The organism is Pseudobutyrivibrio sp. OR37 (assembly GCF_900113655.1).
Taxonomy (GTDB): domain Bacteria; phylum Bacillota; class Clostridia; order Lachnospirales; family Lachnospiraceae; genus Pseudobutyrivibrio.
This window is the reverse complement of the sequence record NZ_FOQF01000021.1, coordinates 1-24131: the sequence shown is the minus strand read 5'-3', so window position 1 is coordinate 24131 and position 24131 is coordinate 1. Positions and strand designations below refer to the sequence as shown.

20 protein-coding genes are annotated in these 24131 nt (G+C 41.2%); 18 read left to right on the top strand and 2 right to left on the bottom strand.

Annotation, left to right across the window (positions count from 1 at the left end):
* The first annotated feature begins 65 nt into the window (after window positions 1-65).
* A complete protein-coding gene (recD2, locus tag BM097_RS10620) occupies window positions 66-2294 on the top strand; it encodes an SF1B family DNA helicase RecD2 (RefSeq protein ID WP_177197440.1) in 2229 nt (742 codons plus the stop codon).
* Here recD2 and BM097_RS10615 read toward each other — a convergent pair.
* Entirely contained in the window at window positions 2284-3456 is a 1173-nt protein-coding gene (locus BM097_RS10615) for an HD-GYP domain-containing protein (RefSeq protein ID WP_090549212.1), read from the bottom strand. The two genes, recD2 and BM097_RS10615, sit on opposite strands and share 11 nt — an antisense overlap.
* 223 nt (window positions 3457-3679) lie before the next feature.
* Between BM097_RS10615 and metK the strand changes: the two genes are divergently transcribed.
* The 17 genes from metK (at window position 3680) to BM097_RS10530 (ending at window position 22877) form a co-directional block, all read left to right on the top strand.
* Window positions 3680-4861: a methionine adenosyltransferase gene (gene metK / locus BM097_RS10610; protein WP_028242901.1), complete on the top strand. Its 1182-nt coding sequence runs from the start codon at window positions 3680-3682 to the stop codon at window positions 4859-4861.
* Between the two features lie 159 nt (window positions 4862-5020).
* Window positions 5021-6175, top strand: coding sequence for a sensor histidine kinase (locus tag BM097_RS10605; RefSeq protein WP_090549209.1), 1155 nt, complete (start codon window positions 5021-5023; stop codon window positions 6173-6175).
* Window positions 6168-6857, top strand: coding sequence for a response regulator transcription factor (locus BM097_RS10600; RefSeq protein ID WP_028242903.1), 690 nt, complete (start codon window positions 6168-6170; stop codon window positions 6855-6857). Before BM097_RS10605 ends, BM097_RS10600 begins: the two co-directional genes overlap by 8 nt.
* Before the next feature lie 228 nt (window positions 6858-7085).
* Window positions 7086-7838 carry an SGNH/GDSL hydrolase family protein gene (locus tag BM097_RS10595; RefSeq protein ID WP_177197439.1) on the top strand — a complete coding sequence of 251 codons (753 nt, stop codon included), beginning with the start codon at window positions 7086-7088 and terminating at the stop codon, window positions 7836-7838.
* Window positions 7839-8037: 199 nt separating this feature from the next.
* The gene (locus BM097_RS10590; RefSeq protein ID WP_090549203.1) at window positions 8038-8694 is read left to right on the top strand and encodes an RluA family pseudouridine synthase; all 657 of its coding nucleotides are present in this window, start codon (window positions 8038-8040) and stop codon (window positions 8692-8694) included.
* 16 nt (window positions 8695-8710) lie between these two features.
* Window positions 8711-10999: an EAL domain-containing protein gene (locus BM097_RS10585; RefSeq protein WP_143084981.1), complete on the top strand. Its 2289-nt coding sequence runs from the start codon at window positions 8711-8713 to the stop codon at window positions 10997-10999.
* A 105-nt stretch (window positions 11000-11104) separates the two neighbouring features.
* On the top strand, window positions 11105-12544 hold the full coding sequence (proS, locus tag BM097_RS10580; protein WP_090549197.1) for a proline--tRNA ligase: 1440 nt from the start codon (window positions 11105-11107) through the stop codon (window positions 12542-12544).
* On the top strand, window positions 12540-13871 hold the full coding sequence (locus BM097_RS10575) for a CCA tRNA nucleotidyltransferase (protein WP_090549194.1): 1332 nt from the start codon (window positions 12540-12542) through the stop codon (window positions 13869-13871). The genes proS and BM097_RS10575 overlap by 5 nt, the downstream gene beginning before the upstream one ends.
* 4 nt (window positions 13872-13875) lie before the next feature.
* Window positions 13876-15135, top strand: a complete 1260-nt coding sequence (locus BM097_RS10570) for a hypothetical protein (RefSeq protein ID WP_090549191.1) — start codon at window positions 13876-13878, stop codon at window positions 15133-15135.
* Window positions 15136-15362: 227 nt separating this feature from the next.
* Window positions 15363-15635: an HU family DNA-binding protein gene (locus tag BM097_RS10565; RefSeq protein WP_028234604.1), complete on the top strand. Its 273-nt coding sequence runs from the start codon at window positions 15363-15365 to the stop codon at window positions 15633-15635.
* A 168-nt stretch (window positions 15636-15803) separates the two neighbouring features.
* On the top strand, window positions 15804-16043 hold the full coding sequence (locus BM097_RS10560) for an RNA-binding S4 domain-containing protein (RefSeq protein WP_028242908.1): 240 nt from the start codon (window positions 15804-15806) through the stop codon (window positions 16041-16043).
* Entirely contained in the window at window positions 16036-16347 is a 312-nt protein-coding gene (locus tag BM097_RS10555; RefSeq protein WP_177197437.1) for an FtsB family cell division protein, read from the top strand. The genes BM097_RS10560 and BM097_RS10555 overlap by 8 nt, the downstream gene beginning before the upstream one ends.
* Window positions 16310-17656: a tRNA lysidine(34) synthetase TilS gene (tilS, locus tag BM097_RS10550; protein WP_090549185.1), complete on the top strand. Its 1347-nt coding sequence runs from the start codon at window positions 16310-16312 to the stop codon at window positions 17654-17656. Before BM097_RS10555 ends, tilS begins: the two co-directional genes overlap by 38 nt.
* A 4-nt stretch (window positions 17657-17660) precedes the next feature.
* The gene (gene hpt / locus BM097_RS10545) at window positions 17661-18185 is read left to right on the top strand and encodes a hypoxanthine phosphoribosyltransferase (protein WP_090549180.1); all 525 of its coding nucleotides are present in this window, start codon (window positions 17661-17663) and stop codon (window positions 18183-18185) included.
* A gap of 33 nt (window positions 18186-18218) precedes the next feature.
* Complete coding sequence (gene ftsH / locus BM097_RS10540) at window positions 18219-20018, top strand: ATP-dependent zinc metalloprotease FtsH (protein ID WP_090549322.1); 1800 nt, start codon at window positions 18219-18221, stop codon at window positions 20016-20018.
* A gap of 242 nt (window positions 20019-20260) precedes the next feature.
* Complete coding sequence (locus tag BM097_RS10535) at window positions 20261-22291, top strand: glycoside hydrolase family 13 protein (RefSeq protein ID WP_090549179.1); 2031 nt, start codon at window positions 20261-20263, stop codon at window positions 22289-22291.
* A 127-nt stretch (window positions 22292-22418) separates the two neighbouring features.
* Window positions 22419-22877, top strand: coding sequence for a hypothetical protein (locus BM097_RS10530; protein ID WP_090549176.1), 459 nt, complete (start codon window positions 22419-22421; stop codon window positions 22875-22877).
* Here BM097_RS10530 and BM097_RS10525 read toward each other — a convergent pair.
* Window positions 22867-23808 (bottom strand): RluA family pseudouridine synthase, encoded by a 942-nt coding sequence (locus BM097_RS10525; protein ID WP_090549173.1) that lies wholly within the window; start codon window positions 23806-23808, stop codon window positions 22867-22869. The two genes, BM097_RS10530 and BM097_RS10525, sit on opposite strands and share 11 nt — an antisense overlap.
* Between the last annotated feature and the right edge of the window lie 323 nt (window positions 23809-24131).

The following is a 24131-nucleotide window of genomic DNA, read 5'->3' as shown; positions in this document are numbered from 1 at the left end:
AAAATATCTAAAAGCCGTGTTACTCAAAAGTGTAACGCGGCTTTTTTTATGCTATTATATACACTATGGAAGAAATAACAGGATACGTAGAAAACATAATATATAGAAATGCTGATAATGGCTATACTGTGCTGGATTTCGTAGTAGATGAATTTCTGATTACCTGCACAGGTATTTTCCCAACAGTAGGCGAAGGGGAAAACCTCTTGCTGAGAGGTGATTATGTAGATCATCCTACCTATGGAAAACAGTTTAAGGCGGTGAGCTATGAGGCAGTTGCACCTACGGACACAATTTCTATGGAAAGATATTTAGGTTCGGGAGCTATCAAGGGAATCGGCCCTAAGCTGGCTGCTAGAATTATCAAGCTGTTTGGTGATGATACTTTCAGAATTATTGAAGAAGAGCCAGAGCGCCTTGCAGAGGTAAAAGGCATTTCAATAAATAAGGCTATGGAGATATCCGACCAGATTGTTGGTGCAAAGGATATTAGAAATGCCATGATTTTTCTTGATAGATTCGGATTGCACGGCAACAAGGCAATCAAAATCTATAATCGATTTGGAAACGAAATCTACAATGTAATCCAATCTAACCCATACAAGCTGGCAGATGAAATTTCGGGCATCGGCTTTAAGACCGCAGATGAAATAGCCAGTCAGGTTGGCATCAAGGTTGATTCGGAGTTCAGAATAAAGGGCGGCGTTCAGTACATCCTAAGTCAGGGGGCTGGCATGGGACATACCTATCTGCCTATAGAGACTCTTACCAGGATGTCCCAGGATTTGCTGGGGGTAGACCAGGATTCCATTCATGCGCAAATTTTGAATCTTGCCATGGATAGAAAGCTCATCATCAAAAAGGATGAGGAAGAAAGCCAGGTTTATTCCAGATCCTTCTACAGGATGGAGGAATCCATTGCTGGTATGCTGAAGGAGCTGGATGTTACATACAAGGTGGATAAAGAGGATTTAGCAAACACCATCCGACGAATCGAACTGGAAGAGGAGATAGAGCTGGATGAGCTGCAGAAGAATGCAGTAATTGCAGCAGCTGAAAGAGGCTTCTTTATTCTAACTGGTGGTCCAGGTACAGGAAAGACTACCACAATCACCACCATGATTAAGCTGTTCGAGGAAGAGAATTACAACATCTTCCTAGCTGCTCCAACGGGCCGTGCCGCAAAAAGAATGAGTGAGGCTACAGGCTATGAAGCCAGAACCATTCACCGAATGCTAGAGGTAACAGGAAACATCAGCGATGATGACGATAACACATCCTTTGCCAGATTCGAACGCAACGAGGATAATCCATTAGAGTGCGACGTTATTATTATCGATGAGATGTCCATGGTAGATGTGTCGTTGATGTACGCTCTTTTGAAGGCCATCTCCCCAGGAACAAGACTTATCATCGTAGGAGATGAGCACCAACTTCCAAGCGTAGGCCCAGGAAATGTGCTGAAGGATATATTGGCATCCGGCCATTTCGCATCAGTTACCTTGGAAAAGATTTTCCGCCAGGCTCAGGAAAGTGACATCGTCATGAACGCCCATAAGATTCATCAGGGTGAGCATGTAGAGCTTGATAACAAATCAAAGGATTTCTTCTTTTTAAAGAGGGATGACGCAGATACCATCATCAGGGTAATGCTTACATTGGTTAGAGATAAAATGCCTAAATACGTAGATGCGGGAATCAGCGAGATTCAGGTATTAACCCCAACACGAAAGGGCTTGATAGGCGTTGAACGATTAAATGGCATTTTGCAAAATTTCCTTAATCCACCATCTCCTAAGAAAAAGGAATGGAGTGGGGACACCAGAATCTTCCGCGAGGGCGATAAGGTTATGCAGATTCGTAACGACTATCAGCTTGAATGGGAGGTTACTGGAAACTATAACATCGCTATTGAAAAGGGAGTTGGCGTGTTTAACGGTGATGTGGGAATCATCAAGGATATAAATGATTGGGCAAAGACAATCACTGTTGAGTACGAAGAAGGCAAAAAAGTGGTTTATCCATTTGCCAGCCTAGATGAGCTTGAGCTTGCCTATGCAATCACTATTCACAAGTCTCAGGGTTCGGAATATCCAGCTGTTGTAATGCCCATAATGGAAGGCCCAAAGATGCTGATGAACAGAAATATCCTGTACACAGCAATCACCAGGGCAAAAAAATGCGTCACCATGGTAGGCGACGCAAATGTGTTTTATTCAATGGTTGATAATACTTCTCAGGCTAAACGCTATTCAGGATTAAGAAGCCGAATAGACGAAGCCTTTAGAGAATAGATTTGATAAAAATATCATTGTGAATATTGTCGGCCAGGTTGATTATCTCACCTGAGTCCAGCTGAATAACAGGTCGTGAAAGGTTACTCTTATTGATGTAGACCACGCGGCCTGTTTTTGCGTTATTGAGCATGATACGGCTGTTGTTGTAGGTGTTTGCAATATGCTCCAAAAATGTAAGTACATACTTGGTGTGATATTTGTTCAAACCATCCTTTTCAAACTGACTGATAACCTGGAAGGAGCATAGTGGGTCGCGGTGGGCTCTGGCAGAAGTCATGGCATCATAAACATCTGCAATAGCAACAATTGCGGCGAAATCATCTATTTCATCCTCCATAAGGCCTCTTGGATAACCGCTTCCGTCACTTCTTTCATGATGCTGAAGAGCGGCAGAAAGGATTCTTGCGTCAAAGCCCTTGCCGTTAAGAATCTTTTTACCTAAAAGTGGGTGAGTCTTCATGGTGGCGAATTCTTCGTCTGTATATTTACCTGGCTTATTTAAAATATCTTCTGGAATCTGTGTTTTTCCTATATCATGCAAAAGCCCAGCCAGTGTAAGGGTGTTTAAATCAGCCTTTGGAAGGCGAAGCCACTTGCCAATAGCGCGGGAAATCAGACCTACATTTAATGAATGAGAATAAATTGGGTCCTCCAGATTTCGCATGTTGGCAAGCATGTCGAAAAGCTCCAAATTTGTTTTTGATTTGAATAGGGCTTCGCATTGCTCTAGCAGGTCAGCGCAGCAGTCTGCATTTCCGCCGTCTATGATAGCATTGAAATGATCCTTTAGATTAGCGATGTTAATTGCGTAATCTGATTGGAATTTCTGAAAATGGCTGGATTGCTTTAGGCGCTGCGTGTATGTGATTTGGTCGCTTACGCGGGATTCTTCCTTTGGTTTAGGAGCAGGCTTTGTTTCTTCAGCTTTTTCCTTCTTTTCCTCCTTTGGCGCAGGCTTGCTAGGTTCTATATCTGTATCCACAGGTGCAGAGGCCTGGCCCTCAACAGTTACAACGTCTATTTTATAAAAAGAAAGCTTGGCTATAAGCTGAGGCGTCAGCTTCTCCCCTGGTTTTGAAATAGTTTGCCCACGTTTAGTGACGATAGGAGATGCCACAATCATTCCTGGTGTTAAATTGTCCACAGTTAAAGTAATCATAAATCATCAACCCTTATTTTAATGTCTAATAAATAGCCGAATGTGTATTGTATATCTAAATTCTAACAGAAAATATACTATATGAAACGATAAAAATTCTGAAAATTCCGTGTCTTCATTGCTAACAAAAATTTTAAGTTGTATATTGAAGAAAAGACATAATGACGATATACTAGATAAGCTTAGGCAACTATTTTTATTTTTACAGAAAGAGAGTCAAAAAATGGAAAAGTTACTTTTTACTTCAGAGTCAGTAACAGAAGGTCATCCAGATAAGGTATGTGATGCCGTATCTGATGCCATCCTCGATGCTTGCCTAGCTGAAGATCCAATGAGCCGTGTTGCTTGTGAGACTGCTTCATGTACAGGATTTGTTCTTGTAACAGGAGAAATCACAACAAAGGCACAGCTTGATGTTCCAGCTATTGTTCGCAAGACTCTTCTTGAAATCGGTTATGACGATGGAAAGAAAGGCATCGATGGAAACTCTTGCGCTGTTATGGTCGCTCTTGATCAACAATCCGCTGACATTGCTATGGGTGTTGACAAGGCTCTTGAGGCAAAGGAAGGTTCACTAGCAGATGATTTAGATACAGGTGCTGGTGACCAGGGTATGATGTTCGGTTACGCTACTAACGAAACAGAAGAACTCATGCCTTATCCTATTTCTCTTGCTCATAGACTTGCTCTTCAGCTTACCAATGTCCGCAAGGATGGTACATTATCGTACCTTCGCCCAGACGGCAAAACACAGGTATCTGTAGAGTATGACGAGGCTGGCAAGCCAGTTAGACTTGAGGCTGTAGTTTTATCTACTCAGCATGATGAAGATGTTACTCAGGAACAGATTCACGCAGACATCAAGAAATATGTATTCGACCCAGTTCTCCCTAAGGAGATGATTGATGACAAGACAAAGTTCTTCATCAACCCAACAGGCCGTTTCGTTATTGGTGGACCACACGGTGATGCCGGTCTTACAGGCCGTAAGATTATCGTTGATACTTACGGTGGATACGCTCGCCACGGCGGCGGTGCATTCTCAGGTAAGGATTGCACAAAGGTAGACCGCTCAGGTGCTTATGCAGCACGTTACGTTGCAAAGAACATCGTTGCAGCAGGTCTTGCTGATAAGTGTGAGATTCAGCTTTCATACGCTATCGGCGTTGCAGAGCCTACATCTATCATGGTAGACACATTCGGCACAGGAAAGCTTTCAGATGAAAAGATTATCGAAATCGTTCGCGAGAACTTCGATCTTCGTCCAGCAGGAATCATCAAGATGCTCGACCTTCGTCGTCCAATCTACCGCCCAACAGCAGCTTATGGTCACTTCGGCCGTACAGATGTTGATTTACCTTGGGAGCACACAGATAAGGTGGATGCATTAAAGAAATATCTTTAATATTGGCAGGTATGCTATAATATAAGCAGTCACGTAGCGTGGCTGCTTTTATTATAGCCTTCCCCTTGAGGGTTGCTAGGCTCCAGTGGAGCCTGCTTAGCAACGACCGAGCCGGGAGGCGAGACAAGGGGGACCGCTTTAGCGGTGGATGAGGTGTGTATGAAACTAAAAAACCGACTTATAATATCATTCTTAATAATCACAATAGTCCCCGTAGCTATCTTTAGTTCTCTTATGCTTGGATTAAAGGGTATCGTAAAGGAAGCCACAGAGGAACAAATACTTACCAACGAAATCATCAATTCAGTGAAAAACTACATGGATGAGGCGGGAAAGTTTGACCAGCTGGTGTTGAATTTTTGCGTGGCAGAGTTTGTTATCTTGATATTGACTGCAATCATCATGGTTGTATGGATTTATAGAGGTATTGCCCCACAGCTGAAGCTTCTTAAGGCAGCTGCTAACAATATCAAAGAGGGCAATCTGGATTTCAGCGTGGCATCAACAGGCAAAGACGAGATGAGCGAACTATGTAATGCTTTTGAAGATATGCGAATCCGTCTTAAGAATAATGCCAAGGACAGATTAGAGGATGAGGCCGAACAGCGAGCGCTGATTTCAAACATCGCCCATGACCTTAAGACTCCAATCACAGCCATAAAGGGTTATGCAGAAGGCATGCTTGATGGAGTGGCGGATACACCAGAAAAACAGGAAAAATACATCCGCACCATATACAACAAGGCGGCAGAGATGAACACTCTCATCAACGAGCTTACACTGTATTCCAACATTGACACCAACAAAATCCCATACAATTTCCAGAAGCTAAATCTTCACGCATACTTTGAGGATTGTATCGAAGAATTGGGAATGGATTTGGAAAATCAGCACATTAGACTTGATTATGCCAATTTTGTAGACCCTGACGTGCTGATAATCGCAGACCCAGAGCAGCTTGGGCGTATCATCCACAACATCGTCAGCAATTCAGTTAAATACATGAGAGCTGATGTGGCATCCCGCGTTGGCATAGTTCTTAAGGATGTAGGCGATTTTGTTCAGATAGAGATTTCAGATAATGGCAAGGGCATTGCAACCCATGACCTGCCATATGTTTTTGATAGATTTTACCGTGCCGACACTTCCCGCAATTCTGCAGCAGGCGGTAGCGGGATTGGTCTTTCAATAGTAAAGAAAATCATAGAGGACCACGGTGGTAAGATTTGGGTTACCAGCAAGGAAAACGAAGGCACAACCATGTATTTCGTTATTAGAAAATTCATTGAAAATGAGGAGGTCGTAAATGAGTAGGATATTAATCATCGAAGATGAGGAAGCAATTGCAGAGCTTGAGAAGGATTACTTAGAGCTTTCAAATTTTGAGGTGGATATAGAGGCAGACGGCGAGAAGGGCCTACAGAAGGCTTTAGCTGGAAACTACGACATGTATATCCTGGATTTAATGCTTCCTGGAATAGACGGCTTTGAGCTTTGCAAGCGCATCCGTGAGGTGAAAAATGTTCCTATCCTTATGGTTACAGCCAAGAAGGAAGAAATCGATAAAATCAGGGGCCTTGGCCTTGGGGCAGATGATTACATCACCAAGCCATTTTCGCCAAGTGAGCTTGTTGCCCGCGTAAAGGCACATCTGGCCAGATATGAAAGACTGGTTCAGTCTCCTGCAATCCAAAAGAACGAAATCAGCATCCGTGGCCTTAGAATCGACAAGGCCAGCCGTCGCGTATGGATTAACGGTGAAGAAAAGATTTTCACCGCAAAGGAATTTGATTTACTCACATTCCTGGCAGAGAATCCTAACGTAATCTACTCTAAGGAGCAGCTTTTTGAAACTCTTTGGGGAGAGGAATCTATCGGAGACATCTCCACAGTAACAGTGCACGTAAATAAGATTCGTGAGAAGATTGAGCTAAACACATCGAAGCCTCAATACATAGAAACTATTTGGGGCGTAGGCTACCGCTTCAAAGTATAATGTTTACATTCCCTTCAGTTTGATACTGAGGGGATTTTTTTGCCTTTTTTAGATGTTAGAAAAAATTAGATGATAATACACACAAATGATTGATATCACAAATTATTCATGTTATAGATGATTGACATCTTGATTGAAGTGGGAGTATGATAACGTTTGAAAGGAAATGTTATATTAACCTTGTTTTACAAGGATGTGTCAGGGAAATATAACTATTAGGCAATGGAAATGAATAAAAAGGTTATGAGAGCCGTAATGGCGTTAGCTATTCTAGCAACAGTAGGAACTACATCTATTAAGGCGGATGCTTCTACTTATGTACCAAATGAAGCGTATGATTTCTTTTTATATCAAGAGAATGAAGTGGAAAATGCAGATTATTCTGCACTGTTTATAGGAAACTCTATCACATGGCATCCTGTGTGTGATTATTGGTGGGGCAGTTGGGGAATGGCAGCTTCTACTGCAGAAAATGATTATGTTCATAAAGTTGTTGCAGGACTAAAAGAGACATACAACGCAGTTGATTATGATATTATTTCTTATTCAGTATGGGAAAGAAAAAATGTCCGCGGCATAGCTCTTCCAAAGATAGATGGCATTTTGGAAAATGATTATGACCTGGTGGTTATTCAACTTGGGGAAAATGCAAAGAGCACAGCAACATTTGAAGCAGACTACGAACAACTGGTTCAATATGTTAAGGCTAAACAACCTAATGCAAAGATTGTGCTCGTTGGCGATTTTTGGGTATACCCTGGCCGCGATGCTATGAAGATTAATGTTGCAACCCGACAGAATTGCACATATATAGACATCTCAGACATCCGTACAAACAAAAAATATCAGTCATTTGTAGGCGATAAAGTTTATGGCGATGATGGAAAGCTCCACAAAATAGATTTTCCACCTGTGGCAATCCACCCAAATGATTTAACTTACCAGTGTATTACAGATAGGATTTTGGAAAGTATTAAATAATCAAAAATGTTATATAGAAGTAAAAGCCTACAGATAAACTGTCTGTAGGTTTTTTATTTTGGAAACCAACGAAACTAAAGGCTTCGCGGGAATCTCTGTGACAGAACCCCCTCCTCCACTATCTAATGAATTACTCTAGCAAGCTAGGCGTAATTTAGTTATAATATACATATATACCTTTTAGGGGAGGGTAATAATTATGGACGTATTATTTGAAGATGAAAGCATCATTGTATGCTACAAGCCAGCAGGCGTTGCAACTCAGACAAAAAATATTGGCGAGCAGGATATGTTGAGCCTTGTGAACAACTATCTTGCATCAAAAAATGAAAAGCCTACAGCACACGTGGTACATAGACTGGACCAGCCAGTTGAAGGTGTTATGGTATTCGCCAAAACAGCTGATGCAGCAAACAAGCTGACAAAACAGATTACAGAGCACACCTTTAAAAAGAAATATTATGCTATTATCAGCAGAGAGGCATTTCCAAATGAAGGTGAGCTGACTGATTTCCTCGTAAAGGATAACAGAACAAACTTATCTAAGGTGGTTAAGGAGTCTGACCCACGTGCAAAGAAGGCGGTCCTTAGATATAGAGTTGTGGAGGAATGGGACGATAGAAAGCTCTTAGATATAGACCTTTACACAGGAAGACATCATCAGATTAGAATCCAACTAGCTAGCCGTACTGCGCCTATTATCGGAGATGTTAAATACGGTGGAGTTTCTACGGGACATAATCTTGCTCTTTGTTCGCATTATATTGGCTTTAATCATCCTGTCACGGGGGAAAGAATGGGATTTGATATCAAGCCTAAGGGAGAAGATTTTGTAGACAGTAGAATAGCTGGATAAATTAAGGGGGCATCTTTTGATTAGGTTTTATATTCTACTGTTCATGATTACTGCATTTATCTTATTGGCATGTGCAGTTTATATCGGAACGCAGCATAAAATTAAAAATAGTAAGCTGAGCATAGCTATTATTCAGTTGTTTGTAGTGGCAATCATAACTTGTCTGGGGTATACCTATGCTATTGCTACTCATAATATCCGGCAGGCCGAGTATGGATACATTATATATTTTGCGGGTATAGATTGGATATTGATAAGTTTCTTGTTTTACGCAAGACAATACACCAAAATATGGCAGGAAACCTATGCATCTCCAGTGTTTACCACCACGATAGCTGCTTTTGACAACATTAGCTTGTTTACTAATATGAAATGGCACCATGCTTTTTGGCTCGATATTAAGCACTTAAATCATAATGAATGGTTTTACTCATTTCATTTGAATGATTATTACTATGTCCACTTGGTATTTTGCTACATCATGGTGGCCATGATAATGGTAATCTTTCTAAAGAAAACCATTCTAACCAGCGGATTTCACCGAAGCAGGTATTCATCTGTACTGATTATGTTTCTGGGAATTATTTTCCTGAACGTATTGTATCTGTTTTTTGATTTTCCAGTGGATGTTTCAATTTGCTTTTATGCGGTTGGCGCGGTTTTTGTTGGTTATTATTCGTTGCTTTACAATCCAAAGACTTTCGTGGAATACATGCTTACAACCATCACCGAAAGAATGGATTGCGCTCTTATTTCCTTCGACGAAAATGATAATTGCATCTATTCAAATCAGTTTGCAAATAGAATGTTTTCGCCTACAGGTGACAAGCGTGTATATGAGGAACGATTTAGGAAGTGGAAAGAGGGAAGAGATGCCAATTCCATTTCAAACACCAGCTTTAATGAACTTTACAATCTAAATGGAGATGAATACAGGTACGATGTTCACTTCAACAAGATTTACGATAAACGCGGTTATTATTGCGGCTGTTATTTTTCCTTCTATGATGTTACAGGTGATTTTATAGCCTATGAAGAGGAAAAATATCGTAGTAGTCACGATAGTCTTACCGGTGCTCTAAACAGAGAAGCATTTTTCGAAGAGGTTAGGGAGCTTCTTCATAAAAATGTGGGTGTTGAGTACATCATGGTTTGCTGTAATATCAAGGGCTTTAAGCTTGTAAATGATATATTCGGACAAGAAGAGGCTGATAATCTTTTGATTCGATGTGCAGACACAATCAGAGAAAAGATTCAGCCAGGATCAACATTTGCAAGGCTGGAGGCTGATAGATTTGCGGTATTGATGCCAAAGAGAAGATATACTGAAGAGCTTTTCATGACGGGCATGAATAAGGTAAGTAACTATCTAAGCAATGCTCATTATAGAATGGTTATTCTTGTAGGCGTTTATGATATCTTTGATAGGGAAGCCCCTGTTATATCAATGGTTGACGGTGCATTCCTTGCAATCGATTCAATCAAAGACAGCTTTAAGAATTCCATTGCATACTATGGCGATATGCTTCGCCACGAGTATCTTACCGAGCAAAAGATTATCGCTGAATTTGAAGAGGCTTTACAGACAGGCCAGTTCGCAATGTTCCTACAGCCTGTTGTAAATATGGATAAAAAGGTTGTTATTGCAGAAGCCCTTGTCCGCTGGATTCATCCAGATAGAGGAATCATCGCGCCGGCATCATTTGTTCCGCTTCTTGAAAAGACAGGCTATATATACAAGCTTGATATATACATTTGGGAGCAGGCAGTTAAGCGTATTGCATACTGGACCTCCTTTGGAGAGACTGATTTATCTCTTTCAGTGAATATATCCGTCAAGGATTTCTACTATATAGATTTATATGAGACTCTTGTTGGCCTTGTTGAAAAATATAGAATCGATCCAAAACGATTAAAGCTTGAGATTACCGAATCAGTCTTCATGAATGAAAAGGAGCGCCAGATTGAAATCCTTAATTCATTGAAGAGCTACGGCTTCCTAATTGAGATAGATGATTTCGGAAGCGGCTATTCATCTCTTAACATGCTTAAAGAGGTGCCAGCAGATATCTTGAAGATGGATATGGCATTTCTTTCGATGGATAGAAACGCTAAGAAGGGCCGAAAGATTGTTAATACAATCATCAGCCTGGCTAAAGCTCTTGATATGCTTGTAATTATCGAGGGAGTTGAGACCTTAGAGCAGGTAGAGTATCTGACAGGCACTGGGGCAGATTATCTCCAGGGCTACTATTTCGACAGGCCACTGCCAGTTAAACGTTTTGAAGAATTATATCTGAAATAATAGCAAGTCCACCTCTATGAAGGGGTGGACTTGTTTTGTTATTTGTATTAAAATGGGAGAGCTAACTGTAGTTAGTATATTTTGAAAATAGATAAGGAGATTAAAATGGCACAGGAAAAAAAGCTGGTAGAAGCGATTACCTCTATGTCAGAGGATTTCGCACAATGGTATACCGATGTTGTTGTTAAGGCTGATTTGATTGCATATTCATCAGTAAAAGGATGCATGATTATCAAGCCCGATGGTTATGCTATTTGGGAAAACATCCAGCACGAGTTAGACAGAAGATTCAAAGAAACAGGAGTACAGAACGTGTACATGCCGATGTTCATTCCTGAGAGTCTTCTTCAGGTTGAGAAGGATCATGTTGAGGGATTTGCACCAGAAGTAGCATGGGTTACACATGGTGGTCTTAACCCGCTTCAGGAGCGCCTTTGCGTTCGTCCTACATCTGAGACTCTTTTCTGTGATTTCTATAAAGATATTATTCACTCTCACAGAGATTTACCAAAGGTTTACAACCAGTGGTGCTCAGTAGTTCGTTGGGAGAAAGAAACACGTCCATTCCTTCGCTCACGTGAGTTCTTATGGCAGGAAGGTCACACAGCTCATGCTACAGCAGAGGAAGCAGAGGCACGTACAGTGCAGATGCTCAATCTTTATGCAGATTTCTGCGAAGAAGTACTTGCTATGCCAGTAGTTCGTGGACAGAAGACAGATAAGGAAAAGTTCGCCGGAGCAGAGGCTACATACACAATCGAAGCACTCATGCATGATGGTAAGGCTTTACAGTCTGGTACATCACACAACTTTGGACAGAACTTCTCTAAGCCATTTGGTATTCAGTACACAGATAAGAACAATCAGCTTCAGTATGTTCACCAGACATCTTGGGGCATGACCACACGTCTTATCGGTGCTATTATTATGGTACATGGTGATGATTCAGGTCTTGTACTTCCACCACGTATCGCACCTACACAGGTAGTAGTTATTCCTATTCAGCAGAAGAAGGAAGGCGTACTTGAGAAGGCAGGCGAGGTTTGTGAACGCCTTGGTAAGACAATGCGTGCTAAGCTTGATGATTCAGACAAGTCACCAGGTTGGAAGTTCTCTGAGGCAGAGATGCGCGGTATCCCTGTTCGTGTAGAGCTTGGACCAAAGGATATCGAGGCAGGCAAGTGCGTACTTGTTCGCCGTGATACACGTGAGAAAATCGAGTGCCCACTTGATCAGGTAGAGACAAAGGTAGCAGAGCTTCTTGAGACTATCCAGAAGGATATGTTTGAAAGAGCAAAGGCTCACCGCGATAGCCATATCTGGGATGCTCACAACTACGCTGAGTTCACAGAAATCGCTAACAACAAGCCAGGCTTCATTCGTGCAATGTGGTGCGGCGATGTAGCTTGCGAGAACAAGATTAAAGAGGATTTAGCTGTAACTTCACGTTGTATGCCATTCAATGATCAGGAACACATTTCTGATGTATGTGCATGTTGCGGCAAGCCAGCTAAGAAATTAGTATATTGGGGTAAAGCTTATTAATATGAATTTACCAGCAGACGTTTCAAAAATAATAAATATTTTAGAATCTAACGGACACGAAGCCTATGCAGTAGGCGGCTGTGTCCGTGACTGCATTCTAGGGAAAATTCCACACGATTGGGATATCACAACATCGGCTTTGCCAGAACAGGTAAAGTCTCTTTTTGATAGAACTTTTGATACCGGAATTGAGCATGGTACTGTCACTGTACTTATGCATGGCGTTGGTTACGAGGTTACCACCTATCGCGTGGATGGCAAATACGAGGATGGCCGCCACCCTAAGGAGGTCACATTTACAGCTTCGTTGGAGGAAGACCTTAAACGCAGAGATTTCACCATCAACGCTATGGCCTACAATGAGAGCAACGGACTTGTGGATTTGTTTGGTGGCAAGGAGGATTTGGAGGCAGGCATCATCAGGGCTGTAGGCAATCCTACAGAACGCTTCACAGAGGATGCGCTTCGTATGCTTAGAGCTTTGCGTTTTTCAGCTCAGCTGGGCTTTGAAATAGAGCCAGCTACTTATCAGGCTATCTGTAAGCTTGCGCCAACCTTAGATAGAATCAGCGCAGAGCGTATCCAGGTAGAAATGGTCAAGCTTGTAACATCAGACCATCCAGAGCGAATCAGGGAAGTGTATAACACAGGTCTTTCAAAGGTGTTCTTCCCAGAGCTTAATGTGATGATGGAGTGCCCACAGAACAACAAGCATCACATGTACACAGTTGGAGAGCACGCCGTTAAGGCTATGTGCCTTTCGCCGGCAGACAAGGCGATTCGCCTTACCATGCTGCTTCATGATGTGGCCAAGCCAGCCTGCAAGACTACCGACGAAAAGGGACAGGACCATTTTAAGCTGCATCCTGTGAAGGGGGCTGAAATGGCTCGCACCGTTCTTAGACGTCTTAAGTTTGACAATGACACCATCGATAGGGTTTGCAATCTGGTTAAGAATCATGATGACAGGCCGGAAATAAACGAGCGTAATGTTCGAAGAATGATTATCAGGGTAGGTCAGGATAATTTTGATGATCTGCTTGCTGTTAAACGTGCCGATTGTTTGGCACAGAGCATGTATCATCGGGAAGAAAAGCTTGCTTATATAGATGAGCTTGAGCAGGTTTACAGACAGGTCATCTCAGCGGGAGATTGCCTGAAAATCAAGGATTTAAAGATAAACGGCAAGGATTTGTTGGATATGGGAGTCCCACAGGGACAAAAAATTGGGGAGATATTAAAGGCACTTTTTGACGAGGTTGTGGATAATCCAAAGCTTAATGAGAGAGATTATTTGCTAAATCGAGTAAAAGATATGCTACAATAATGTTATGAGAGGGATTTTTACAACAAAAACAATCAATTTAATACTTATATCTATTGTATCGCTGTTGGTACTATCAGCTTGTACTCATCCAAATAATGCCACTGTTACCAATCATACAGGCTCGGCATTAAAGCAGGAGAAGGCGGAAGCTTCGGAGGATTCCCAGGATGAAGAGATAAACCTTGAAATCAAGGATACCTCTTTATATATCGTGGAGAATCTTGACATGAATGATGAAACCATCTCCCTGTATTCGCTGGATGAGGATAAGCAGATACGATACAACTACAATATGACCACACGTTTTTTGGACAAATTTGGCACAAATAGCGTATGGGCCAGCTTTACAAATGGCACAGTAGTTACCATCGGCGATTTTCTACCAGCATCCGGCGCATTGGCATCTGTCCAAAAGAGCGGGGATGTTTGGATTTTTGACGATATTTCCAAATATAAGCTAGAGGCCGATAGGAACCTTATCACAATCGATGGCAAGAATTATAAGATTACCGATAAAACCAAGGTTTATTCGGATAATCTTAAGATTCAGGCTTCGGATATAGGTGAGGATGACATTATCACTGTTGTAGGGCAGGATAAGGAAGTTATTTCCATAGCAGTAACTACCGGCCATGGCTATTTCAAATTAATTAATACTTCCCTGTTTGATGGCAGTATGATTTTCATAGGAAAAAAGATTGTTTCCACCGTGTATGGCGAGGAGCTGATAGAGGTACCAGAAGGCACCTATAATGTTACCGTTGCCAACAATGGCTGGGGCGGTTCGGGTGAGTATTCCGTTGCCAGAAACGCCACAACAGTTATTGATTTGGAGGAATTGAAGGGTGAAGGTCCATCCTTCTGCCTGCTTACATTCCTGGTTACGGTGCCAGATACTTACGTATTTTTGGATGGAAAACAGGTGGATGTTACAGAACCACAGAATGTACAGTATGGCGCTCACAAACTTGTAGTGCAATGTGAAGGTTATACATCTTGGAATAAGACGTTGGTTGTAAATTCTGAATCTGCAACAATTACCCTTGCAATGGAGTCGGATAATGGAGAATCTACAGAATCTGTGGCTGAAAATCCTCCTCAAACAGAAAATACAGACACATCAAATCAGGTGAATAATACTTCAGAAAATAGACCGAATACGTCTGAAAAAGAAACGGCTGGAAGCTCTATAAAAGACAAATATGATTATGAAGTCGATTATTTATCCACAATTTCAGACCTCATCAGCAATCTGATGAATTAGCTTACTTGTGAAAAAGATGTGAACTTCCCGAAAAATCAAGGGTTTGTAAATAGTAATAATGTTTAAAAATTATGCAAAAAATTTGTAATAATCCATAAAAACCTTATAAAATCGGGATTTTTTGGGGTTTTCGTGTTGACATGCATTGTTAAAACAATTATAAAGGATATTGTAGTTGAGGGGATTCCTAGCTATAAATTATAATAAATTCTCGAGGAGGAATAGTAATGAACAAGACAGAATTAGTAGCAGCTATCGCTAGCAAGGCTAACATTTCTAAGAAGGACGCAGAAGCTTCTGTTAAGGCATTTACAGAGGTTGTTGCTGAAGAACTTAAGAAGGGTGAGAAGATTCAGCTCGTAGGTTTTGGTACTTTTGAAGTATCTGAGAGAGCAGCTCGTACAGGTAGAAATCCACAGACAGGCGCAGAGATGAAGATTCCTGCATCTAAGGCTCCTAAGTTCAAGGCTGGTAAGGCTCTTAAGGATTCTATCAACTAATATATTTTTGACTTTTATTAGATGATGGTGGGGTTCGGCAATGCCGAGCCCCTTTTTTAAAGGCTTCCCCTTGAGGGGTTGCTAGATGTCCAGTGGACATCTGTTTAGCAACGACCGGAGCGGGAGCGGAGAGAGCTGTCAGCTTTAGCTGACTGATGAGGTGATAAAATGAGATTAGATAAATATTTAAAGGTCAGTCGTCTTATAAAACGACGCACCGTAGCCAACGAGGCATGCGACAGCGGTCGAGTACAAATTAATGGAAAAATTGCGAAAGCTTCCACTGACGTCAAAATTGGTGATATAATTGAAATAGCATTTGGTAACAAAAATGTTAAAGTAGAAGTTCTGGATATCCAGGATACAACAAAAAAGGATGCAGCAGCGGAGCTATTTAAGTATGTCTAAAAAGGGAAGAAGAGTTAGAAGAAGAAAGAAAACCTCTACAGGTAGAATATACGTAGCTGTAATCATGCTTTTCATGATTGGCGCCATGACGGTTCAGATGGTCAATCTGTATCGCAAGAACCAGGATTATAAGCGCACAGAGGAAGCTTTGGAAAAACAGCTAGAAACAGCAAAGCAAAAGCAGAATAAGTTAAAAGAAGATGAAGAATACGTCGGAAGTGACGAATATATAGAAAAAGAAGCTTCAGAGAAGCTTGGTTTGACTCATGACAATTGGATCATTTTTAAAGAAAAAGAAAATTAGAGAATATATTGATAAATACAATATGTTAAATAGAGGCGACGGAGTTGTGCTTGGCCTGTCAGGTGGGCCGGATTCCGTATGCCTCTTTTTTGTGCTTTTAGCCCTAAAGGAAGAGTACGGACTCACCATCAATGCGGTGCATATTAATCACATGATACGTGGAAAGGACGCTGACGAGGATGAAGAATACGTCAGACAGCTTTGCAACGACTTTGAGGTGCCTTTAAAGGCTTATAGAATCGATATTCCTTCTATGGCTAAGGAAAGTGGCAGGTCGGTAGAAGAAGAGGCTAGAATGGCCAGATATGAGGCTTTTGAAGAAGCGGCCAATTCTCTTAAGGATGCAGGAATAAATACCAAAATAGCAGTAGCCCACAATGCCGATGATAACGCTGAAACAGTTCTGTTTCACATGGCGAGGGGTACAGGGCTTGATGGCATGTGCGGCATTGCCCCAGTTAGAGGGGACATCATCAGACCGCTTTTGGCAGTCCCTAAAGGGGAAATACTTGAGTTTTTAGAGGACAATGGAATCGCCTACTGCATCGACGCCACTAATCAAGAGGTGGATTACGATAGAAACAGGATTAGGCACAATATTATGCCGGAGCTTAATAAAATAAATGATAAGGCCCTAGATCATATTTTTGACATGACAGAAAGACTATCGGAAGTGGCAGACTACATATCCTTTGAGGCAAGCGGATTACTACAGATGGCAAAGGAAGAGGACGGCTCCCTTAGAAAGCGTGCTCTGTCAACTGCTCCACGAGTTATAGCAAGTCAGGCTCTAAAGGATTATTTAAGTGGATTTATGCCATTTCAGAAGGATGTATCGGCAGTACATATCGAATCAATCCTAGAGCTTTTAAACGAAGAGGGCGAACGCCAGATACAGCTTCCATACAAGAAAACGCTTATCATCTCCTACGATAAAATATACGTTATCGACAAGGATGAGGAAAAGACAAAAGGCCATTTCGAATACAGGGAATTTGCCTATGAAAGAGCCATGAATTACCCTAAAGAAACCTATACGAAATGGTTCGATTGTGATAGAATAATGGCTAATATTGTAATAAGAACCCGTGCTGAAGGGGACTATCTTGTCATCGATTCTGATGGTAATCGCAAATCAATTCAAGATTATTTTGTTGATGAGAAAATCCCTAGACATTTACGTGATGAGGTACCACTGGTATGCGATGGAAATCATGTTATGTGGGTAGTAGGCCACAGGGTTAGCGAATATTACAAGATTTCTGAAAATACCACTCGGGTATTAGAGATAAGTTACACGGAGGAATAACAAAATGAGTGAGAACATTAAAGTTCTGTTACCAGAAGAGGAATTGGCTGAAAGGATTTCAGAATTAGGAGCACAGATTAGCAAGGACTATGAAGGCGAATCTGTATTTTTGGTATGTGTTTTGAAGGGTGCAGCTATGTTTGCATGTGAGCTTGCAAAGCGTATAACTGTTCCAGTTGTTATGGATTTTATCGCTACATCAAGCTATGAAGGCGGCACTGTTTCAACAGGCGTTGTAAAGCTTAAAAAAGAGCTGGATTTAGACCCAACAGGACAGAATGTCCTCATCGTTGAAGATATTATTGATAGTGGTAATACTCTCAATTTCCTTGGTCAGTATTTCAAGGACCGTGGAGCAAAATCAGTTCGCATGGCTACATTGCTTGACAAGCCAGACCGTCGAGAGGTAGACGTGCACGTAGATTATACAGGATTCACTATTCCTGACCAGTTCGTTATCGGATATGGCTTAGACTATGATCAGAAATATCGTAATCTCCCATATATTGGAGTAGTTGAATTAGACTAGGAGGCAAAATTGAAGAAATCTAGAGCTTCAGGAATGATTATTTATGCCATATTTGTAGCAGTGGTGCTTGTAATTCTTTACACAAGCATGGGGAGAAATACAGCTAGCTACACTATGACAAAGTTCAAAGCTGCTCTTAAGGATGGTAAGGTTACATCAGTTAATATTACTCAGAACGAGCAGGTTCCTACAGGCGCAGCTAATATCAAGCTTTCAGATGGAACTACAGTCACACTGTACGTTTCAGATGTTACATCAGTGGAAAAGCTGCTTGAGGACGCAAAGGTTACTTACACACTTTCTGATGTACCTCATGATAGCTGGATATCCGAGCTTCTTCCCATGCTTGTTGTGCTTGGCGCAGTATTTATACTTTTTATGATGCTTATGAATGCTCAGAGCGCAGGAACAGGCGGTGGAGCTAATGCAAAGATGATGAATTTTGGTAAGAGCCGTGCCAAAATGACCAGTAAAGAAGATATACACACCAGATTTGATGATGTGGCAGGCTTAAAAGAGGAAAAAGAAGAGGTTGAAGAGCTCGTCGATTTCCTTAAAGACCCAGGTAAATACACACGCTTGGGCGCTCGTATTCCAAAGGGCGTTATTTTAGTAGGCCCTCCAGGTACAGGTAAAACACTTCTTGCAAAGGCTATCGCAGGCGAGGCAGGAGTGCCATTTTTCTCTATCTCAGGTTCTGATTTCGTAGAGATGTTTGTTGGTGTTGGTGCTTCCCGTGTACGTGATTTGTTTGCAGAAGCAAAGCAAAACGCACCTTGTATCGTATTTATTGACGAGATAGATGCAGTTGCAAGACGTAGAGGTACAGGTATGGGTGGCGGCCACGATGAGCGTGAGCAGACACTCAATCAGCTTCTTGTAGAGATGGACGGTTTCGGCGTCAACGAAGGAATTATCGTTATGGCTGCTACAAACCGTGTAGATATACTAGACCAGGCTATCATGCGTCCGGGACGTTTTGATAGAAAGGTATATGTAGGTCGTCCTGATGTAAAGGGACGCGAGGAAATCCTTAAGGTTCATGCTGCCAACAAAGCATTAGGCGAGGATGTTGATCTTAAGCAGGTTGCCCAGTCAACTGTAGGCTTTACTGGTGCAGACCTGGAGAATCTTCTCAACGAAGCAGCTATCCTTGCAGCAGGTGAAGATAGAGCTTATATAATTCAAGAAGATATTAAGAAATCCTTTATCAAGGTTGGAATTGGTAAAGAAAAGAAGAGCAGAGTGGTCTCTGATAAGGAAAAGAAGATTACTGCTTATCACGAGGCTGGACATGCTATCCTGTTCCATGTGCTTCCAGATGTGGGTCCTGTATACACAGTGTCAATCATACCTACAGGCGCAAGTGCAGCAGGTTATACAATGCCTATTGATGAAAATGATGATATGTTTAACACAAAGGGCAAAATGACCCAGAATATCATCGTTTCATTAGGTGGTAGAGTTGCAGAGGAGCTTATATTTGACGATGTTACAACTGGTGCATCAAATGATATTAAGCAGGCTACTCAAATGGCTAGAAATATGGTTACAAAATATGGATTTTCTAAGGCAATCGGCATGGTTCACTATGGCGATGACGACGAGGAAGTATTTATAGGTCGTGACCTTGCCCATACAAAGGGCTTTTCCGATGCTACAGCAAAGGCTATTGATGATGAGGTTAAGAACATCATCGATGAATGTTATGAAAAAGCTGTGAAAATTCTTAAAGATAATGAACAGATACTACATAAATGTGCTAATCTATTAATAGAGAATGAAAGAATTGGCAGAGAAGAATTCGAAGCACTATTTGATAGTGAAAACTAGCAAACAATCGCTGTAGAAGGAATAATCCGGGGAGTTTAGTACAATATGCACAAAAATGGATACGATGTTTTGTTATATTTGTGCACACTTGAGTGTTGCATCGCCATATAATAAACATCGTAAAAACCCCCCAATACATTATATAATTTTTACTAACCCCATAGTAAAAATACCTTCTCCTAAAAAGACAGCGATCGTAGCTGTCTTTTTTACTATCTAAAAATATTCAAAGGGGAGCTCGTATGAATATCCAAGCAATATACTCAGACGGAACAGCAGAATATAGAAGTCCAGTAGAGCCAAATCCTTATGATTTAGTTACCATTAGGCTTAGAGTATATCATCAGGAAGAAGTAGAAGCCTTTATCGTATCCAAGCAGCAGTCAGTTACTAAGAAGATGCACCTTGAGCGTACCAGAGGAGAATTCGATTATTATTCCTGCGATATCAAGCTAGAGGATAAGGAATTCAGATATCATTTTGAAATAGTAGGCGATTATGGAATGTACTATTACGATAGGGTTGGTTTGTGGCGAGATTTGAGAGAGCATTATGAATTCTCAATTATGCCAGGGTTTTCCACACCTGCTTGGGCAAAAGGTGCAGTTATGTACCAAATCCTTGTGGATAGATTTTACAACGGGGATAAGTCTAATGATGTTGAGACAAACGAATATCATTATGTAGGCGCTCCTGTTCAGCGAGTAACAGATTGGGATAGCATACCAGCAAATCTTGATATAGGACGATTTTATGGTGGAGATTTAGAGGGTGTAAGGCAAAAGCTTCATTACCTGAAGAGTCTTGGAGTAGAGGTGATTTATTTCAATCCTCTATTTGTGTCACCATCAAATCATAAATACGATACATCTGATTATGATTATATAGATCCTCATCTTACCGTAATCACGAAGGATGGCGGAGAATGCTTGGCAGATGGGGACCATGACAACACTCATGCCAGCAAATACAAGCTGAGGGTTACAAATAAAGAAAATTTGGAAGCCAGCAATAAATTCTTTGCTGACTTTGTTACAGAGGCCCATGAAAAAGGAATACGAGTAATTATTGATGGTGTTTTCAATCACTGTGGTTCCTTTAACAAATGGCTTAATAGAGAAAAGATTTATTCAAAGGAAGAGGGCTACGCTCCTGGTGCTTATGAAAGCAAGGATAGCCCATACCATGATTTCTTTGGATTTTTCGAGGATACCTGGCCTGACAATAAATCCTATGATGGCTGGTGGAGCCATGATACTCTGCCAAAGCTTAATTATGAGGCGTCAGAAAAGCTCTACAATTATATCCTTGAGATAGGTAAAAAGTGGGTAAGCCCACCTTATAATTGCGATGGCTGGAGACTTGATGTGGCAGCAGATTTAGGCCACTCTGAGGAATTTAACCATAAATTCTGGAGAGACTTTAGAAATGCGGTTAAATCTGCTAATCGTAACGCCATCATACTTGCAGAGCACTATGGCAACCCTAGTGCATGGCTTGCAGGAGACCAGTGGGATACCATTATGAATTACGATGCATTTATGGAGCCACTTACATTCTTTTTAACTGGAATGGAGAAGCATTCTGATGAATTCCAGCCAAGTGCTATTGGAGATGGCGAGAGATTTAAGAATACCATGCTACACTTTATGGCACGCTTAAAGACTCCATCGCTATATTGCTCCATGAATCAGTTATCAAACCACGATCACTCTAGGTTTTTAACACGTACTAATCATGTGGTTGGACGAATAGCAACAAAGGGCGCCAGAGCCGCTGAGGAGGGCATAAGCATCCCTATTATGAAGCTGGCTGAAATGATACAGTTTACCTGGCCAGGGGCTCCTACCCTGTATTATGGAGACGAGGCAGGGGTATGTGGCTTTACAGATCCTGATAGCCGCCGTACATTCCCTTGGGGACATTGCGATTACAATCTTATCGATTTTACAAGAGATATGATAATGGTTCACAAGCTTAGTCATTCCATCAAGGAAGGCTCATTTAGATTCCTGAATTGCGGACAGGGCTTTATCAGCTACGCCAGATTTACATCTAACGAGCAAATTATTGTTGTAATAAATTCTAATGGAAATAGCATAACGGTGGATATACCAGTTTGGATTGCTGGTGTGCCTATGAATTGTACTTTAGATAGAGTTATTCTTACAAATGAGGTTGGGTATTCAATCATGCCGACCGATATAAATGTTGAGGGAGGTAATCTCCATGTGGAGCTTACTCCATATACCGGCATTGTGTACAAAAGATAAGGCTTATATTCTATTTTACAATCCAAAAGGCGTTTAGTATAATCAGTGTAGGTAGGGATTTGAATACAACATATAGTTGGTTTAATAGTCCTATATACTAGGTATTGGGTTATACGGGAGAGTTACTATGGCAAAAGATCTATCATGTCAAGGCAATATCGATATGCAAACACTTGAGGATCGACATAAAGAGTTAGAAAAAGCATGGAACGATTTGCTAATGGAAAGAAGAGAGTATGAGGCACGTATTCATGCTCTTGAACAAAGAGAAAAGCAGTTTGAACTTAAATGGGATTTGCTGATTCAGGAAACCAAGAAGTTTGCTGATGATAAATTGCAATTTGAGCGCAAAAAGAAGTTCTATGAACAGGTTCAGTCCAACAACATGGAGCCAGAGCTTTATAGAGAGCAGGATAACATCGTCCACGGAGAGATGTTCTTTTCTGGTGTTTCTGATAAAAAGGCTCTTAAAAAGCGTTACAAGGAATTAATAAAGATTTATCATCCCGATGGCGAGTCAGGCGACAACGCCACCGTGGCCGAGATAAACCGCGAATACGAAGGTTTGAAGGAAATCATGAATTGAATGCCTTCCCCTTGAGGGGAAGGTGGTCCGAAGGACCGGATGAGGTGTCTAATACAGCAGCCATATCACTTGGCAAATCTGCTGTGAATGACATCTCTTTTTTTGTAATCGGATGCACAAACTCAATCCTACGTGAATGCAACGCCTGTCTATCCATCCACTCAAAATCAGGATTATACAAATAATCCCCAATCAGAGGATGACCGATATATTTGAAGTGCACCCTAATCTGATGAGTGCGCCCTGTTTCCAAATGTATGGAAACAAGACTATGCCCATTCATTTCCTCTACAACCTTATAGTGGGTAACGGCACGCTCGCCATTTTCAAAATCCACCTGTCTGGTAATAATAGATTCTCCGACACGCCCAATAGGCGCATCTATAGTACCTTCCTTTTGTTCTAAGGAACCTCTTACAATAGCGTAGTATTCCCTGTGAAACTGTCTGTTTTTAACAGCTGTAGATATTAAATTGGCACTAACCAAATGCTTGGCTATAACAGTAAGGCCAGAGGTGTTCTTATCTAATCTGTTGGCACAACGGAAAATAAAAGGCTTACCTTGGGACTCATAATAAAAGGCCAGCCCGTTGGCCAAAGAATCTTCATAATGATTAAGACTAGGATGGATAGGAAGTCCAGCAGGCTTGTTAATTACAATGATATCCTCGTCTTCATAAACAATATCTAAATCCATCTTAACAGCAGGAATCTTTTCGGAAGAATCCTCTTCAGATATATTCACTGTCAGCAGTTCGCCAGCAGACAGCTTTCTATTCATATGAACCCACTCGCCGTCAATTACAACGTTATTAGGCATTTTTTTGATGGCGGTGATATTGGCAGAAGAATATCCCTGAGCCTTAAGATATTTATCTATCTGAAATCCATCGTATTCAGTTGTTATTTTATAAGTTAGTGTTCGATTCATAAGGATAATTATTAAGCAAAAGAGCCAGGCATGTCAATGTCCAATGTCATTAAGTTAAGAGGGATGTATAAAGATCTCTGCATCAGGAATGATGCAGGGGTCTTTTTTCTATAAAGGGTTGACATTAATGCAGAAAAGTGCGGCCGCTTTCGCTACTGATTATTTTCAGAGGTAGCGAAAGCGGCCCTTGAAATTGTAAGTATATTTACAAATTTCAGGGAGGCGCACATGAAACCACAAATGGTAAAGAAACTTTTGATGTCACAAATTAAAACAATTGCAGATAATGCAAAATCTTTCTGTATTGATTCTGAAAGAAATTT